The sequence below is a fragment of the Paraburkholderia graminis genome (assembly GCF_003330785.1).
GTDB lineage: Bacteria > Pseudomonadota > Gammaproteobacteria > Burkholderiales > Burkholderiaceae > Paraburkholderia > Paraburkholderia graminis.
The window spans coordinates 3,361,417-3,378,482 of sequence record NZ_CP024934.1 but is presented as its reverse complement, the minus strand read 5'-3'; the positions used below and the strand labels follow the sequence as shown (position 1 = coordinate 3,378,482).

Here is a 17,066-nt window from a genome sequence, read left to right as displayed (position 1 = left end):
TGGCTCTTTTATCGCTTACTGCCCGCCATTTCCCGCGTCACCGTTTTTGCGACGCCTGATGCCCGGCCCGAACGCAAAGCCGAATGCCAGCAGCAATAACGAAACCGCGAGCACCGTGTTATTGCCGCTCGTCACATACGGCGTGCGGCCGGCTGTGCCTTGCACGGTGACGTCGAGCGAGCCGATCGTGTAGGGCGCGAGCTTTCCGAGCACCTTGCCGTTGGCGTCGATGGCGGCCGTCGTGCCGGTGTTGGTCGCGCGCAGCATCGGCCGGCCGGTTTCCAGCGAACGCATGCGCGCAATCTGCAGATGCTGCTCGAGCGCGATCGTGTCGCCGAACCACGCGAGATTCGTCGAGTTGATCAGCACGCCCGGCGGCGTATCGCTCTCGCGGATCGTCCGCGCAATCTCTTCGCCGAAAATGTCTTCGTAACAGATGTCGACCGCGACCGGCTGGTTATGCACGACGAACGGCTTCTGCACGGGGCCGCCGCGCGCGAAATCGCCGAGCGGAATATTCATCAGATTGACGAACCAGCGAAAGCCCCACGGCACGAATTCGCCGAACGGCACGAGGTGATGCTTGTCGTAGCGGTAAATATCGCGCGTGCCGGGCGTGACGCCGAACAGGCTGTTCGTGTAGTCGACCACGCGGCCCTCGGGCGTGACCGAGCCGCCGACAGCGCCGAACAGGATCGCGCTGCCCGTCGAATCGGCGAAGCTGCGCACCGCCGACGCAAACGGCACCGGCAGTTGCTGCGCGAGCACCGGAATCGCGGTTTCCGGCGTGACGATCAGATCGGCCGGCTTCGAGGTGATCATCTGCTGATACTGGTCGATGGCGGCGCGCACGCCCGCTTCCTCGAACTTCATGTCCTGCTTGACGTCGCCTTGCAGCAGACGCACGGTCAGCGGCGCGTTGGCCGGCACCGTCCACTTCGCGAGCGGCAGCAGCAGGCCGGCCGCGATCAACGCGACTGCGATGCCGGCCGGCACCGCGACACTCGCTGCGTTTGCGCTGCCGCGCGTGTCGCCGCTGCTTGCCGACGTTTCGCGAGACGCCCGCGAACGGCGCAGCAACGCGAGCAACGCCTGCACGATCAGCGCGGCCACGAGTGCGAGCATCCAGCCGACGCCGTACACGCCCGCGAGCGGCGCGAATCCGGCGAACGGGCCGTCGACTTGCGCATAGCCGCTCGCGAGCCACGGAAAGCCGGTGAACACGGTGCCGCGCAGCCATTCGCCGATAGCCCATGCACTCGCGAAGGCGAGCGCGCCATGCCACGTCGGCGAAAACGGCATGTCGACCGCGGACTTGCCGTTGCGCGCGTGACCCGCGCAAAACGACCAGACGCCCGCGGCAAGAGCGGGATACAGCGCGAGGTAGAGCGAAAACAGCACGAGCGCAGCGCCCGCGAGCGGCGCGGGCATGCCGCCGAAATCATGCATGCTGACGTAGAGCCACCACACGCCGCTCACGAAGTTGCCGAAGCCGAACGCGCCGCCCGTCAACGCGGCGCTTTTCCAGCCGGTCGTGCGCGTCAGCCAGCCGAAGAGGAACACGAAGATTGCGAGTTCGAGCCAGCCGCCGTGCGGCGTGGGCGCGAACGACAACGTGTTGGCCGCGCCGGCCGCGAGCGCGACGAGGTAATGCCAGCGAGGCAGCGCACGCACGCCCGTCGGTCGCGCGGCGGTCGTGTTCACGCCGCGGCGCGAGGAGGAAGTGATCGGGTCGGCCATTGTTGCGCGGTCGGCGAGAGGAGTGACAAGTTGGAAAGGCTCGGGCGAAGGCCGAAGGTCGGCAGGCGGGAAGGACCGCTCAGGTCTGCACGTGCTGCGCTTCGCGCTCGCGCTGACCGGCAAGCGGGTCGCGCCGCACGAGCAGCATGTGAATCTGGCGTGCGTCGCCGCGCAGAATCTCGAAGATCAGATCGTCGATGCGAACCTTCTCGCCCCGGTGCGGCACGCGCCCGAAATAATGCGTGACGAGCCCGCCGATCGTATCGACTTCTTCGTCTGAATAATGCGTGCCGAAGGCCTCGTTGAACTGCTCGATCTCGGTCAGCGCGCGCACGCGAAAGCGTCCGTCCGGCGACGCGATGATGTTGCCGCTTTCCTCGTCGAAATCGTATTCGTCTTCGATGTCGCCGACGATCTGCTCCAGCACGTCTTCAATCGTAATCAGGCCGGCCACGCCGCCGTATTCGTCGACGACCACCGCGAGGTGATTGCGATTCACGCGAAAGTCGTGCAGCAGCACATTCAACCGCTTCGATTCGGGGATGAACACGGCGGGCCGCAGCATGCCGCGCACGTCGAACTCTTCTTCGGCGTAGTAGCGCAGCAGGTCTTTTGCGAGCAGCACGCCGATCACGTTGTCGCGATTGCCCTCGTACACCGGATAGCGCGAGTGCGCTTTTTCCAGCACGTAAGGAATGAATTCGGCGGGGTTGTCCGCGATGTTGATCGCGTCCATCTGCGCGCGCGGCACCATGATGTCGCGTGCGCTAAGTTCGGAGACCTGGAATACGCCTTCGATCATCGACAGCGAGTCGGCGTCGATCAGGTTGCGCTCGTGCGCGTCCTGCAGGATTTCCAGAAGTTCGGCGCGCGAGTCGGGCTCGGGCGAGATGAAGTCGGTCAGACGCTCGAGCAGCGAGCGCTTTTCGTGCGGTTTGTCGGTTTGGCGTCGACTGGGATACGTGTCGTTCATGGTAGTGCGCCCGGCAAGACTGGGCGCGCTGTTGCAGAGCATTAAGGATACACCAGGCACATGGCAGGACCGTGTCCCACCCGGCCGGGCGATGAATGAAACCGGGCTGACAGGGTCCGACGCAAGCGACGGGCCGTGGGTCAATCCTAACTGATTACGCGGTGAAAAGCGTCCTGGAGAAAAAACCCGGGCGCTTCATGGAACAATCGCGGAACATTCGCGAAACGAACGGCCGAGCGAAGGGCGCTTTCTTTCATGCGATTTCGCGCGTGCTCGTCTGCTCGTGATTGCAGCGAAAAGAGTGCATCGCAGGTTCGATGGCGCGGCTATTCGCCAGTTGCGGTCTGCGCGTTGCGTCCGCATGTGGCGCTTCGGCGTACGCGCTCACAGCTTCGTCTGCGGCTGTGTGCGAAGCTCGCCGCCGCTTGAGTCGCCGCTTGAGTCGCCGCTTGAGTCGCCGCTTGCCTCGCCGTTCGCCTCCGTCCCATCACTCGCAGCCTGGCAGCGCGCGAGCAGCGCTTCCAGCGCGCGATCGGGCATGCCGCTTTCGCGCAGCGCGTGAACCGTGCGGCTCACGTACTCGAGCGTCGTGCCGTAGCGGCCGCGCGCGCAGCCGAGCACCGTTTTCACGACCTCGTCGCCGAGCTTGCCGGTGTACGTCGGCACGTCGCGGCGCATCACGAACGCAAGTGCGTCGACGCGCCGGCCGTCGGCGAGCACACAGGGCAGCCACGCGGGCCGGTAGGAACCCATCGGCATTTCGCGGCGCCACAGCGCCTCGAGATGCGGCATCGCGCCTTCTGCCGCGAGACGAAACGCGATGCCCGTACACGAGCCGCCGCGATCGAGCGCGAGCACAAGCCCCGGCTGCTCCGGCGTGCCGCGATTCACGCGCGACCACAGATACAGCCCGCGGTGATAGCCGTGCACCTTCGAGCGCGTGGCTTCGACGGTGGGCAGTCCAGGATTCCAGATCAGCGAGCCATAGCCGAAGAGCCACAAGTCGCTTTGCCGGTCCCAGTCACGCAGCGTGCATTCCAGCGACGCGCGCAGTTCTTCGTCGGTCAGCAGCCGCGACTCGCCGAGCGCGGGCGGATAGTCCGGGCAGGGCGGTCGGGCGTGAGTGTCGGCGTCGGAAGGAAAGGAACTCACGGTTCGGTTCGGGCAGCGTGCAGTGGTTAAAGGTTAGCGGCTAACAGTCAAGGGTCAACGGTCAACGGTAGGGGTCGGGAAAGCCGAGCTTGCCGAGAATCTCGGTTTCGAGCGCTTCCATTTCCTCGGCTTCTTCTTCGACTTCGTGGTCGTAGCCTTGCGCATGCAGCGTACCGTGCACGAGCAGATGCGCGTAATGGGCGACGAGCGGCTTGCCCTGCTCGGCGGCTTCCTTTTCGACAACCGGACAGCACAGGATCAGATCGCCAGTGACGGGATCGTCCTCCGACTCCGCGTATGCAAACGTCAGCACGTTCGTCGAATAGTCCTTGCCGCGATACGTGCGATTCAGCGTGCGGCCTTCCTCGGCGTCGACGAAACGCACGGTCAGCTCGCCGTCGGCGAAAAGCGCGGCCTTGATCCAGCCGGCCACCGTCGCGCGCGGCAGCACGGCCTTGTGTTCGGGCCACGCCTTCGCGGCCGGGAATTGCAGATTCAGCGTCAGTTTCGGGGCGCGGCTCATGCTTGTTCGATGTCTTATCGGGCGAGGTGTTGCGCGCTGCGCTGTGCGTCGGGCCGCATCAACGCGAATCCGCGGGGCTCGCGGTCTTCTGCGAATGCGCGTCGTACGCTTCGACAATTCGCGCGACGAGCGGATGGCGCACCACGTCCGCGCTGGTAAAGCGCGTGAGCGCAATGCCGCGCACGTCCGACAGCACCTGCTGCGCCTCGATGAGCCCGCTCTTGTGGCCGCGCGGCAAGTCGACCTGCGTCGTGTCGCCGGTCACCACGGCCTTCGAGCCGAAGCCGATCCGCGTGAGAAACATCTTCATCTGCTCGGGCGTGGTGTTCTGCGCCTCATCGAGAATGATGAACGCGTGATTCAGCGTGCGCCCGCGCATGTACGCGAGCGGCGCGATCTCGATCATCTGCCGCTCGAACATCTTCGCGGTCTTATCGAAGCCGAGCAGATCGTACAGCGCGTCGTACAGCGGACGCAGGTACGGATCGACCTTCTGCGCGAGATCGCCCGGCAGAAAGCCGAGCCGCTCGCCGGCTTCGACGGCCGGCCGCGTCAGCACGATGCGCTTGACCTGATCGCGCTCGAGCGCGTCCACCGCGCAGGCCACCGCCAGATACGTCTTGCCGGTGCCCGCCGGGCCGATGCCGAAGGTGACGTCGTGCGAGACGATCTGCTTCAGATAGTCGCGCTGCGCCGGCGTGCGGCCGCGCAGATCGGCGCGCCGGGTGTAGAGCTTCGGACCGAGTTCCTCGGCGTCGTCTTCGAGAAGATCGGCGGGCTGGTCGAACGGATGGTCGGGGTTGCCCGGAAAGCCAGGCTCGCCGGCTTCGTCGCCATTGCCGTTGCCGTTCGTGCGATGCCGCGCCGGGTGGCGCACTTCGACGAGCGCGAGCTGGATGTCGTCGACCGACAGCGGATCGCGCGCGTTGTTGTAGAAGTTCTCGAGCGCGGTGAGCGCGAGTTTCGCGCCGCGCCCGCGGATCGTGATGCGGTGTCCGCGGCGTTGCAGCGTCACGTCGAGCGCCTGCTCGATCTGCCGCAGATTTTCGTCGAGCGGTCCGCAGAGGTTGGCGAGCCGCGCGTTGTCGTCGCGCGGAGCGGTGAATTCCAGATGCGGCTGAGTGGTTTTCAAGGCGATGAGTCGATCCTGTCGGTTTCAGTACGCGGGCGGCGGCGGCCGGCTTGCGGTTTTACGTTCGCGTGGCGCCGCGCGTTTGCGTCAATGGTCAGTCATTGGTCAGTCAATGGGTGGTGGCGCTCGCACCGTTTTCTGCATTGTCGTGCACCAGCACAAGTTCGCCACGCAGCGAATGTGGGTACGCTTTGACGATTTTCACGTCGACCATCTGACCGGTCAGCCGTGCATGCGAAGCCAGCGGCGCCGGGAAATTCACCACGCGGTTGTTCTCCGTGCGGCCCGCGAGCTCGTTCGGGTCCTTGCGCGCCGGGCGCTCGACCAGAATACGCTCGACCTTGCCGACCATCGAATCGCTGATGCGCTGGACGTTTTCCTCGATCGTGGCTTGCAGGTGTTGCAGGCGCTTGAGTTTCACTTCGCGCGGCGTGTCGTCGTGCAGGTTCGCAGCCGGCGTGCCCGGACGCGGACTGTAGATGAACGAGAAGCTCGTGTCGTACTTCATCTCGTGCACGAGCGCCATCATCTTGTCGAAATCTTCTTCGGTCTCACCGGGAAATCCGACGATCATGTCAGTGGACAGCGACAGATCCGGGCGAATCGCCCGCAGCTTGCGGATCACCGACTTGTACTCGAGCACCGTGTAGCCGCGCTTCATCGCCATCAGGATGCGGTCGGAACCGTGCTGCACCGGCAGATGCAGGTGGCTCACGAGCTTCGGCACCTTCGCGTAGGTGTCGATCAGACGCTGCGTGAATTCCTTCGGATGCGACGTGGTATAGCGAATCCGTTCGATGCCCGGAATATCGGCGACGTATTCGATCAGCGTCGCAAAGTCGGCGATTTCCGACGAGCCGACGGTCAGCGCGCCACGATAGGCGTTCACGTTCTGACCCAGCAAGGTGACTTCGCGCACGCCCTGATCGGCGAGACCGGCAATTTCCGTCAGAACGTCGTCAAGCGGACGGGAGACTTCTTCGCCGCGCGTGTAGGGCACGACGCAGTAGCTGCAGTACTTGCTGCAACCCTCCATGATCGACACGAAAGCGCTCGGGCCTTCCACGCGCGCGGGCGGCAGATGGTCGAACTTTTCGATTTCGGGAAACGAGATGTCGACCTGCGCGCGGCCGCTTTCCCGGCGCTTGTCGATCATTTGCGGCAGACGGTGCAGCGTTTGCGGGCCGAACACCAGATCGACGTAAGGCGCGCGCGCAACGATGGACGCGCCTTCCTGGCTCGCCACGCAGCCGCCCACGCCGATGATCAGATTGGGATTCGCTTCCTTCAGCTCGCGCACGCGGCCGAGGTCGGAGAACACTTTTTCCTGGGCTTTTTCGCGCACCGAGCAGGTGTTGAACAGGATCACGTCCGCGTCTTCGGGCGTGTCGGTCTTGACGAGGCCCTCAGCCGCGCCGAGTACGTCGACCATCTTGTCGGAGTCGTACTCGTTCATCTGGCAGCCAAAGGTCTTTACATAAACTTTTTTGGTCATCGAATTTCGCCGGTCGCAGTGGTTAACCTGGGGGCGCTGTATAAAGGGTCGAGGAGAGGCGAAAACGTGCGCGAGGTCCGTGGGACGGGGCTTCTGGTCGCCGTCGGCTGGGCTTTAGCCGCAGCCCGCGCGCGCTTGCCGCGTAACGCAATATTATAGCCCTTCGCCGGATAGGGCCTCGCGGCGCACATCGGTCTCCGACGCCTCCAGCGCCGCGGGCGGCAAGCCGAGCAGGCCTTCCAGTTCGTCCGATACCTGCGCGAAGCGCTCGCTCAGAAAATCCAGCAGCACGCGCACGCGCGGCGCCATGAAGCGGTTGCGGTGGTATAGCGCGTGCAGCGGCGCGTCCGGATAGCGCCATTCGGGTAGCAGGATTTTCAGGCCGTCCGCGCGCAAATCCGCTTCCACGTCCCACATCGACTTGATCACGATGCCGTAGCCGCGCAGCGCCCATTCGCGGGCGACGGCGCCGTCGTTGGTTTCGCGCGCGGTTTCGAGCGGCACCGTGTAGTTCTGCACTTCGTCACCGCGCGTGAAGCGCCATTCGTTGGCCGGCCCCGAGCCGGTGTTGAGTACGATGCAGTCGAAATTGGCGAGATCGTGCGGATCTTCGGGCTCGCCTTTACGGGCAATGTAGTCCGGCGACGCGCACAGCACACGCCGGTTCGGCGCGAGCTTGCGGGCGACGAGCGAGCTGTCCTGCGGCACGCCGAAGCGGATCGCCAAGTCGATGTCCTCCTGCACGAGATTCGACAGCGAGTCCGACAGCGTGAGCGCGAACGTCACTTCGGGATAGAGCGCGTTGAACTCGTCGAGCCAGTGCATCAGCAGATTGCGGCCGAAGTCCGAAGTCGCCGACACGCGCACCTTGCCGCGCACCACGCCTTGCCCGGCCTGGAGCGCGGCTTTCGCGTCGTCCAGCGATTGCAGCGCCTGGCGGCAACAGTTCAGATAGAGACGGCCTTCGTCGGTGAGCCGCAACTGGCGGGTCGTGCGCTCGAAAAGCCGCGCCTTCAGGCCGGCTTCGAGCTTGGCGAGGCGCGCGCTCGCGGCGGCGGGCGTGAGACCCATTTTGCGGCCCGCCGCGGACAAACTGCCTTGCTGCGCGGCCTCGACAAAGAGGCGAATGTCGCCGAGATTATCCATCGCTCGCTTCAAATGGCATTTGAAAATGCTTCAAATGCTACGCCAATTATCAAATGGCCGCCGCGCGCCGACAATTCGTTTCTCGAAAACTCATGCGGCGCTGAGCGCCGCCGGAAATCATGCAACTGGATCACGCGACCATCGTCACGGCCGATCTCGACGCGGCCCGCCGTTTCTTCGTCGATATTGCCGGCTTGACGCAAGGCGCGCGTCCGCCGTTTTCCGTCGACGGCTACTGGCTCTACGCGGACGGCCGGCCGGTCGTGCATCTGGTCGAAGCGACCGCGCCCGACCCGGCGCTACGGGCGGCGCCGCGCATCGACCATATCGCCTTCCGTCTGGAAAGCGCCGCCGAATGGCAGGCGCTGCTCGCGCGCCTGCGCGCATCCGGCGTCGTCTATCGAACGGCGCAAGTCCCGCCGATGGCCCCGCAAGAAGCCGCCATGCAGATTTTCGTGGCGCTCGCGCCGGGCGTCGTCATCGAGTTCCTGACGGCGCTGCATCACGCTCAACCGTAAAACCAACCGTAAAACTTCGAACCTGCAAGCTGGAGAACAACAATGCCGATTCCACTACTCGCGCTCGCGATCAGCGCCTTCGCGATCGGGACCACCGAGTTCGTCATCATGGGCCTGCTGCCCGAAGTCGCGCGCGATCTTGCCGTGTCGATTCCATCGGCGGGACTGCTCGTGAGCGGCTATGCGCTCGGCGTCGCGGTCGGCGCGCCGCTGCTTGCGGTCGTCACCAGCAGAATGCCGCGCAAGCTCGCGCTGCAGTTGCTGATGGGCGTGTTTATCGTCGGCAATACGCTGTGCGCGATTGCGTCGAGCTATTCGGTGCTGATGATCGCGCGCGTCGTGACCTCGTTCGCGCACGGCTCGTTCTTCGGCATCGGCGCGGTGGTGGCGGCGTCGCTCGTGCCGTCGGAAAAGCGCGCGAGCGCGATTGCGCTGATGTTCACCGGCCTCACGCTCGCGAACGTGCTCGGCGTGCCGTTCGGCACGTTCGTCGGCCAGGAGTTCGGCTGGCGCGCCGCCTTCTGGATTGTCAGCGCGTTCGGCGTGCTGTCGCTGGCGGGCGTGACGGCGCTCGTGCCGAATCGCCACGATTCCGCCCCAGCCGGTCTCGGCCATGAAGTGCGCGTGCTGAAGGACCCGCAAGTGTGGACCGCGCTCGCGATGACCGTGCTCGGCTTCGGCGGCGTGTTCGTGGTGTTCACGTACATCGCGCCGATTCTCGAGCAGGTGAGCGGCTTCTCGCCGCGCGCCGTCACGCTGATTCTCGTGCTGTTCGGCGTGGGACTGACGATCGGCAACACCGTGGGCGGCAAGCTCGCGGACCGCGCGCTGATGCCTTCGCTGATGGCCATTCTCGCGGCGCTTGCCGTGGTGATGGCGCTGTTCGCCCGCACCAGCCATTCGCAGGTGGCCGCGGCGGTCACCGTGTTCGTGTGGGGCATCGCCGCGTTCGCGACCGTGCCGCCGTTGCAGATGCGTGTGGTCGAGAAGGCGGCCAAGGCGCCAAATCTCGCGTCGACGCTGAACATCGGCGCGTTCAATGTCGGCAATGCGGGCGGCGCGTGGCTCGGCGGTCTCGTGATCGATCACGGCCATTCGCTCGATACGTTGCCGTGGGTCGCGGCGGCGGTGAGCTTGAGCGCGTTGCTGCTGACGTGGTTCGCATCGCGCATGGACACGCCGGCCTCCGATGAAGCACGAAGCGGCGTGCAGGTGCGCGAGCGGGCGTGAGTCCTGGCGAGGCGCGCACGCGGGGGTACAGCGGCATGCGATCAGAAGCGCGATCGCAATCGCGACCACAACGAAACGCGCACTGCACTCCGCATATGAAAAATGCGCACAAGCTTTGCGAAAAGCGTCCTCCGCAATACTGATAACAGTGTGAAGATAACTTCGTTGGGCGCTGCGGGGCGCGATGCTATCTTGCTTCCACTAACTGTTTGCCCGCCGCCCGGCGGCGCTTCTGGAGGCAATCATGCATTCCCCGCTTGCTCTGGTCCGCGATCCCACGGCCGATACCGATGCGCCGCCGCGTGCCGCTGAACCTTTCGACGCGCTCGAACATCTCGTCGGCGTGAATCTCGCGCGTTTGCGCGCGGAACGTCAGTTGTCGCTCGACGCATTGGCCCGCGCGTCCGGCGTATCGCGCGCGATGCTCGCGCAAATCGAATCGGCGCGCAGCGTGCCGTCCATCAAGGTGCTGTGCAAGGTGGCCGCCGCGTTGAAGGTGTCGGTCGCGGCCTTCCTGCGACGTCACGCGACCAATGGTTTCGAGCACTTGCCGGCGGAGCGTTCGTCGCGCATCGTCAGTTCCAACGGACGCTATTCGGCTCGCCCGCTCTATCCCGACAACGAGCCGACCGCCGCCGAATTTCACGAGCTGCGCATCGCGCCGTTGCACACGGAAGCGGGCGTGCGCCGCGCGCCTGGCACGACGGTCAATCTGGTCGTCAGCGAGGGCACGCTCGAGGTCAGCGTGCACGACCAGCGCCAGTTGCTGGCAACCGGCGACGCGATCGTATTCGACGCCGATCAGCCGCACAGCCTGCGCAATCCCGGCGACACCGAAGCGCGCGCGTTTCGAGTGACGCTGAAGGCCGAGACGCCGCCGCGCTGGGACGTGCCCGCGCAGCACGACACGTCGCGCGAGGCTGCGCCCGTTTGATCGAATGCGCCGCATAGGCGCCGCCCGGGCGCGAAACCCGTCTGGGCAGTAGGGGTTGCGCTGCGGTTCGCGCGCGACTGTTGTATGCTTGGCCCGCCGGTTCGTCCGGCAATCAGTGCGTCTTCAGGGCGGGGCGAAATTCCCCCCCGGCGGTATGCCGGCAGCGCGAAAGCGCAGGCCGGCGAGCCCGCGAGCGCCCGCAATAGCGCGGTTTTCAATCGACCGAAAGCCGCCGCGGGGTCAGCAGATCTGGTGAGAAGCCAGAGCCGACGGTCACAGTCCGGATGGAAGAAGATGTGCAGATAGTCATGTTCGTTTCCGTGGCGCCGCTCGCATGTCGGAGTGGTGCGCGAACGCCGCCTGCATCGTGAGGCGGCGCTGCACGGCGCGTCTTTGTCTGTTTGCAATGCCCTGAAACGTTTCTCGCCCAACTTTTGCGATGAGCGTTTCAACCATGTCCTTTGCTACTTTTCCCGCTCCTTCGACGCTTGCGCACGACGCATTCGCCGATCTCCCGCTGCTCTCCACCGAAGCCGTTCCGCCGCGTATCGCCGCCGCCTTGCAAGCCATGCGCGAAGGCCGCGCCGTCGTGCTGCAAGACGACGACGACCGCGAAAACGAGGCCGATCTGATCGTGTCCGCCGAGCGTCTTTCCGTCGAAACCATGGCGCTGCTGATTCGCGAATGCAGCGGCATCGTGTGTCTGTGTCTGACCGACGACAAGGTCCGCGCGCTCGAACTTCCGCCGATGGCCGTCCATAACGAAAGCCGTCACGGCACCGCGTTCACGGTGTCGATCGAAGCGCGCGAGGGCGTGACGACCGGTGTGTCCGCACTCGACCGGCTGACGACGATCCGCGCGGCGATTGCCGATAATGCGAAGCCTGCCGACATCGTGAGCCCCGGCCATGTGTTCCCGTTGCGCGCGATGCCGGGCGGCGTGCTGGCGCGTCGCGGACATACCGAAGGCACCGTGGACCTCGCGATTCTGGCCGGGCTCAAGCCCGCCGGCGTGCTCTGCGAATTGATGAACGCCGACGGCACGATGACGCGCGGTGCCGACGTCGAACGCTTTGCCGCAAAACACAATCTGCCGATGCTGACGATTGCGGAGCTGGCCGAGTTTCGCCTGGCGCTGACGCAGGCGCGCGAATGCGTCGAAGAGGCTTGAATTCAAGGTGAATTCAAGGCGGTGAGCGGCGTGGCGCGTGAAGTGGGCGGTTCTCTGAACCGCTACGACTGCACGTCGCCGAACTCGCCGCGCACACCCGCGTCGATTAACGCCGGCAATTCGTCCATGTGCTGCATGATCCGCGTGATGCCCATCTTGCGCAGCGCGTCCGCGTAGCCGTCGGGAATATGGCTCGCGCCGACAAACGCGATCGTCTTCATTCCCGCCGCGCGCGCCGCGTTCAAGCCCGCCACGCTGTCTTCCACGACGATGCATCGCGATGGATCGACGCCGAGCGTCTGCGCGGCGAACAGGTACACGTCGGGGAACGGCTTCGGCCGCGCGACCTGTTCCGCGCTGAACACGCGCTCGCCGAAAATCTGCTGCAATCCGGCGCGCCGCAGCGATGCGGTGACGCGCGACATGCGGCTGTTCGACACCACGGCGGCGGGCAGCGTCACGCGTTGCAGCGCGTCGCGCACACCGTTGATCGGACTAAGCGACGCAGCGAGCGCGAGCTCGACGTTGTGTTCGATCGTGTTCAGAAAATCCGCCGGCAGCGTGATGCCGAACGCGGTCTCGATGCCTTCGAGAAAGCGCGACGTTTGCTGGCCAAACGCCGTCTTGACGATTGGCTCGAAGTCGAGGCCCGGAAAAGTGGCCGAGAGCGTCTCGTACATGACGCGGTCGGCGATGACTTCACTGTCGACGAGTACGCCGTCGCAGTCGCAGATAAGGTGGTCGATCATGCGTGGAGGAACCGGAAAGCGGTGGCGCGCGCAGACGCCATAGCCATAAATAGCCGGTTCATGCGCGCGGTGTGAAAGCGCCATGATACGTGCTTCGGCGGCGCTTTCGCTCCATCGCATCGCATCGCATCGCATTGCGTTGCTCGCGATTCGCGAGCGCGCCGCGCTCAACGCGCGTGCAGATACAGATAAAGACCCGCCGCCACCGCGCCGCCGACGAGCGGACCGCACACGGGAATCCACGCGTAGCGCCAGTCGCTGTCGCGCTTGCCGGGGATCGGCAGCAGCGCGTGCATCAAACGCGGCGACAGATCGCGCGCGGGACTCATCGCGTAACCCGTCGGTCCGCCGAGAGAAATGCCGATGCCGAGCACGAGCAGCCCGACCGGCAGCGCGTCCAGCGCGCCGAGCCCGACTTGCGGCGAAGCGAGATACAGCACGCCGAGAATCAGCACGAACGTGGCGATCATCTCTGTCAGCAGGTTGTGCGGCACGCTGCGAATCGCGGGCGCGGTGCAGAACACGCCGAGCTTGACGTCGGCGTCGCCTTCCTTCGCGAAGTGCTGCCGATACGCGACCCACACGAGCAGTGCGCCCGCCATGCCGCCGAGCATTTGCGCGGCCACATAACCGGGCACCTTGGCCCACGCGAACTTGCCCGTGAGCGCGAGGCTGATGGTCACCACCGGATTCAGGTGCGCGCCGCTGTACGAGGCCGTCACGTAGACCGCGATGAACACGGCCATCGCCCAGCCCATGACGATCACGATCAGGTCCGCGCCTTTGCCCTTGGTGCGTGCAAGCAGCACGTTGGCGACAGCGCCGTCGCCGAGCAGCACGACCAGTGCCGTGCCGATGAATTCCGCAATGTAAGGAGACATCGTTGGTTATCCGAAATATTGTTGTTAGGGAAGCCGCGAGGCGGGCGGCTTCGTTGCGGCTTTATCTCAGGTTTGCGTTAGCCCTGCAGAACGTTCATGCGTGAATAGCGCCGCGCGCAAGCTCAGGATTTCGACGGCGTATCGGCCCAGGCTTTGGCGGCGCGAATTGCGCGCTGCCAGCCGTCGAGGCATTCCTTCACGTCCTCTTTGCCGAGCGCGGGCGTAAAGCGTCGATCGAGCTTCCACTGGCTTTGCAGTTCGCCGACATCTTTCCAGTAGCCGACGGCGAGCCCCGCGAGATACGCGGCGCCGAGCGCCGTGGTTTCCGACACCTTGGGACGCACCGCGTCGACGCCGAGAATGTCGGCCTGGAATTGCATCAGCAGATTGTTCGCGCATGCGCCGCCGTCCACGCGCAATTCGCCGATGCGAATGCCGGAGTCGGCCTCCATCGCCTTCAGCACGTCGAGCGATTGATACGCAATCGAATCGAGCGCCGCGCGCGCGATATGCGCGGACGTCGTGCCGCGCGTCACGCCGAACAGCGTGCCGCGAGCCCGCGCATTCCAGTGCGGCGCGCCGAGGCCGGCGAACGCGGGCACCAGATACACGCCGTCGCAATGCGGCACGCCGCGCGCGAGCGTTTCGATTTCAGCCGCGTTCTTGATGATGCCGAGACCGTCGCGCAGCCATTGCACGACCGCGCCGCCGATGAAGATGCTGCCTTCGAGCGCGTAGTTGATCTGATCGCCGATCTGCCACGCAATCGTCGTGACGAGATTGTTCTTCGATTCAATTGGCTTGTCGCCGGTGTTCATCACGAGAAAGCAGCCGGTGCCGTAGGTGTTTTTCACCATGCCCGACTCCGTGCACATCTGGCCGAACAGCGCTGCATGCTGGTCGCCGGCGATGCCCGCGAGCGGAATCTTCGACGCGAACACCGTGGTCTTGGTCGGCCCATACACTTCCGACGACGGACGCACTTCCGGCAACATGCTGCGCGGAATGTCGAGCGCGTCGAGCAATTCGTCGTCCCATTTCAGCGTGTGGATATTGAAGAGCATGGTGCGCGATGCATTCGTCACGTCGGTGACGTGCAGGCCGCCCTTGGTGAAATTCCACACGAGCCAGCTATCCACTGTGCCGAACGCGAGGCGGCCTTGCTTCGCCTTGTCGCGCGCGCCTTCCACGTTGTCGAGAATCCAGCGGATCTTGGTCGCCGAGAAATACGAGTCGATCGGCAAGCCGGTCTTCGCGCGCACTCGGGCTTCGAGTCCCTGCTCCTTGAGCTGGTCGCAGAAGTCGGCGGTGCGGCGGTCCTGCCAGACGATCGCGTTGTAGATCGGATGCCCGGTTTCGCGGTCCCACACGATGGTCGTTTCGCGCTGATTCGTGATGCCGATGGCGGCAATCGACGTGCCGTTCATGCCGGCGCGCGTGACGGCTTCGGCGGCGACGCCCGCCTGCGTCGACCAGATTTCCTGCGGATCGTGCTCGACCCAGCCCGGCCGCGGATATATCTGCTCGAACTCCTTTTGCGCCGTCGACACGACATTGCCGAGGCGGTCGAACAGCATCGCACGCGAACTGGTGGTGCCCTGGTCAAGCGCGAGGATGTACTGATCCTGCATTGTGTCTTCTCCATGCATTTTATGAGTCGCCGTGACAGCTCGAATAGCTTAAGCGGTTCAAGCAGCTCGAGCAGTTCAGGCTGCGTGCCGGCGACGGGAACGGCTTGTCGTTTCCAGCGCGCCGCAACGGAGTCCGCGCGTGCGCGTGGCCGAACGAGCCGAAGGCTAAAGCGGTTGTGTTCGGTCTTGTTCGGTTTTCTTGTTACGCGCGCTGTCGCTCGGGTTCGTGTGCGAACCATGCGTCGATGTCGCGCGTGATCGCGTCGAGCGTGCCCGGCTCGACGTGAAGGCCGAGTTTCGAGCGGCGCCAGAGGACGTCGTGCGCGCTGCGCGCCCATTCGACGTCGCGCAGATAAGTCAGCTCGGCCTCGTAAAGACCAGGCGCGAACGCGTGGCCGAGATCGGCGAGCGAATGCGCATGGCCGATCACCTTCGTCACACGCGTGCCGTAAGCGCGCGCGAGGCGATGCGCGAGATCGTCGGGCAACCATGCGTAATGCTGCTTCAGCTCGGCGAGGAAGCGCTCGAAGTTCGCATGCGCAATATCGCCGCCGGGCAACGACGCGCCGGCCGTCCACGACGGCGCGCCTTTGCCGAGCGCGGCCGCGAGTTTGTCGACGGCTTCTTCCGCAAGCTTGCGGAACGTCGTGATCTTGCCGCCGAACACCGATAGTAGCGGCGCTTCGCCCGCGGGCGCGTCGAGTTCGAGCGAGTAGTCGCGCGTGACGGCCGACGGATTATCGGCGCCTTCTTCCTCGAGCAGCGGCCGCACGCCCGAGTAGGTCCAGCGCACATCGGCCGGCGAGATCTTCTGCCTGAAATAGCGGTTGATGGAGTCGCACAGGTACTGCGTCTCGTCGGCGGTGATCGCGACCTGCGCGGGGTCGCCGCGATATTCGATGTCGGTCGTGCCGATCAGCGTGTAGTCGTGCTCGTACGGAATCGCGAAGATGATCCGCTTGTCCGGGTTCTGGAAAATGTACGCGTGGTCGTGTTCAAAGAGCCGCCGCGTGACGATGTGGCTGCCTTTGACGAGCCGCACGCTGTGCGACGCCGCGCGGCCCAGCGCGCCTTGCAGCAGTTCGCCGACCCACGGGCCGGCGGCGTTGGCGATCGACGCGGCACGCACGTCGAGGGTCGTGCCGTCCGCGCGCCTGAGTTGCGCGCGCCATTCGCCGCCGGCGCGCACCGCGCTCAGCAGCTTCGTGCGCGTGAGAATCTTCGCGCCGTGCTCGGCGGCGTCGAGCGCGTTGAGCACGACGAGGCGCGCGTCGTTGACCCAGCCGTCCGAGTACACGAAGCCGCGCTTGATCGATTCGACGAGCGGCGCGCCGGCCGGATGATCGCGCATCACGATGCCGCGCGAGCCGGGAAGCAGCTCGCGCCGTGCGAGGTGATCGTAAAGAAAGAGGCCCGCGCGGATCAGCCAGGCCGGGCGCAGATCGGGCATGTGCGGCATCACGAAGCGCAGCGGCCACATGATGTGCGGCGCGGCGCGCAGCAAGGTCTCGCGTTCCTGCAATGCTTTGCGCACGAGCCCGAACTCGCGGTACTCGAGGTAGCGCAAGCCGCCGTGAATCAGCTTGGTACTCGCCGACGATGTATGCGCCGCGAGGTCGTCCTGTTCGCAAAGCAGCACGGACAGTCCGCGGCCGGCCGCGTCGCGCGCGATGCCCGCGCCGTTGATCCCGCCGCCCACGACGAGCAAATCGTATTTCGTGCCTTGCGTCACCTGCTGCGTCTCCTGCGTCGTATGGGAAGCGGTCTGAAAATCTACCGAACGGCTCGTGT

The 17,066-nt window shown here is 65.1% G+C and carries 15 protein-coding genes and 1 riboswitch; of the genes, 4 read left to right on the top strand and 11 right to left on the bottom strand.

Features of this window, described 5'->3' with window-relative positions; all coding sequences use genetic code 11:
• Positions 1-15: 15 nt before the first annotated feature.
• The 7 genes from lnt to CUJ91_RS15055 form a co-directional block, all read right to left on the bottom strand.
• Complete coding sequence (lnt, locus tag CUJ91_RS15085; protein ID WP_114156470.1) at positions 16-1,740, bottom strand: apolipoprotein N-acyltransferase; 1,725 nt, start codon at positions 1,738-1,740, stop codon at positions 16-18.
• Positions 1,741-1,819: 79 nt separating this feature from the next.
• Positions 1,820-2,713, bottom strand: a complete 894-nt coding sequence (locus CUJ91_RS15080; protein WP_006049922.1) for an HlyC/CorC family transporter — start codon at positions 2,711-2,713, stop codon at positions 1,820-1,822.
• A 384-nt stretch (positions 2,714-3,097) separates the two neighbouring features.
• On the bottom strand, positions 3,098-3,865 hold the full coding sequence (locus CUJ91_RS15075; RefSeq protein ID WP_114156469.1) for a gamma-glutamylcyclotransferase: 768 nt from the start codon (positions 3,863-3,865) through the stop codon (positions 3,098-3,100).
• 61 nt (positions 3,866-3,926) lie between these two features.
• The gene (gene ybeY, locus CUJ91_RS15070; protein ID WP_006049924.1) at positions 3,927-4,388 is read right to left on the bottom strand and encodes an rRNA maturation RNase YbeY; all 462 of its coding nucleotides are present in this window, start codon (positions 4,386-4,388) and stop codon (positions 3,927-3,929) included.
• A 58-nt stretch (positions 4,389-4,446) separates the two neighbouring features.
• On the bottom strand, positions 4,447-5,520 hold the full coding sequence (locus CUJ91_RS15065) for a PhoH family protein (RefSeq protein WP_006049925.1): 1,074 nt from the start codon (positions 5,518-5,520) through the stop codon (positions 4,447-4,449).
• A gap of 109 nt (positions 5,521-5,629) precedes the next feature.
• Positions 5,630-7,015: a tRNA (N6-isopentenyl adenosine(37)-C2)-methylthiotransferase MiaB gene (miaB, locus tag CUJ91_RS15060; RefSeq protein WP_029968214.1), complete on the bottom strand. Its 1,386-nt coding sequence runs from the start codon at positions 7,013-7,015 to the stop codon at positions 5,630-5,632.
• Positions 7,016-7,168: 153 nt separating this feature from the next.
• Complete coding sequence (locus CUJ91_RS15055; protein ID WP_114156468.1) at positions 7,169-8,161, bottom strand: LysR family transcriptional regulator; 993 nt, start codon at positions 8,159-8,161, stop codon at positions 7,169-7,171.
• Positions 8,162-8,280: 119 nt separating this feature from the next.
• Here CUJ91_RS15055 and CUJ91_RS15050 point away from each other — a divergent pair, with 119 nt between their 5' ends.
• The 4 genes from CUJ91_RS15050 (at position 8,281) to ribB (ending at position 12,014) form a co-directional block, all read left to right on the top strand.
• Positions 8,281-8,679, top strand: a complete 399-nt coding sequence (locus CUJ91_RS15050) for a VOC family protein (protein WP_114156467.1) — start codon at positions 8,281-8,283, stop codon at positions 8,677-8,679.
• A gap of 42 nt (positions 8,680-8,721) precedes the next feature.
• A complete protein-coding gene (locus CUJ91_RS15045) occupies positions 8,722-9,909 on the top strand; it encodes an MFS transporter (RefSeq protein ID WP_029968207.1) in 1,188 nt (395 codons plus the stop codon).
• Positions 9,910-10,153: 244 nt separating this feature from the next.
• Positions 10,154-10,843: a helix-turn-helix domain-containing protein gene (locus CUJ91_RS15040; RefSeq protein ID WP_006049930.1), complete on the top strand. Its 690-nt coding sequence runs from the start codon at positions 10,154-10,156 to the stop codon at positions 10,841-10,843.
• A 115-nt stretch (positions 10,844-10,958) separates the two neighbouring features.
• Positions 10,959-11,143, top strand: a riboswitch (FMN riboswitch).
• Positions 11,144-11,297: 154 nt separating this feature from the next.
• Positions 11,298-12,014 carry a 3,4-dihydroxy-2-butanone-4-phosphate synthase gene (gene ribB / locus CUJ91_RS15035; RefSeq protein ID WP_053858713.1) on the top strand — a complete coding sequence of 239 codons (717 nt, stop codon included), beginning with the start codon at positions 11,298-11,300 and terminating at the stop codon, positions 12,012-12,014.
• 62 nt (positions 12,015-12,076) lie between these two features.
• On the opposite strand, the gene CUJ91_RS15030 is transcribed toward ribB, so the two are convergent.
• The 4 genes from CUJ91_RS15030 to glpD all read right to left on the bottom strand — a co-directional run bounded on the left by CUJ91_RS15030 (position 12,077) and on the right by glpD (position 17,007).
• Entirely contained in the window at positions 12,077-12,763 is a 687-nt protein-coding gene (locus CUJ91_RS15030; protein ID WP_114156747.1) for an HAD family hydrolase, read from the bottom strand.
• 167 nt (positions 12,764-12,930) lie between these two features.
• The gene (locus CUJ91_RS15025) at positions 12,931-13,644 is read right to left on the bottom strand and encodes an MIP/aquaporin family protein (protein ID WP_114156466.1); all 714 of its coding nucleotides are present in this window, start codon (positions 13,642-13,644) and stop codon (positions 12,931-12,933) included.
• 122 nt (positions 13,645-13,766) lie between these two features.
• Positions 13,767-15,275 carry a glycerol kinase GlpK gene (glpK, locus tag CUJ91_RS15020; protein WP_029968201.1) on the bottom strand — a complete coding sequence of 503 codons (1,509 nt, stop codon included), beginning with the start codon at positions 15,273-15,275 and terminating at the stop codon, positions 13,767-13,769.
• A 202-nt stretch (positions 15,276-15,477) separates the two neighbouring features.
• Positions 15,478-17,007 (bottom strand): glycerol-3-phosphate dehydrogenase, encoded by a 1,530-nt coding sequence (gene glpD / locus CUJ91_RS15015; protein WP_029968200.1) that lies wholly within the window; start codon positions 17,005-17,007, stop codon positions 15,478-15,480.
• Between the last annotated feature and the right edge of the window lie 59 nt (positions 17,008-17,066).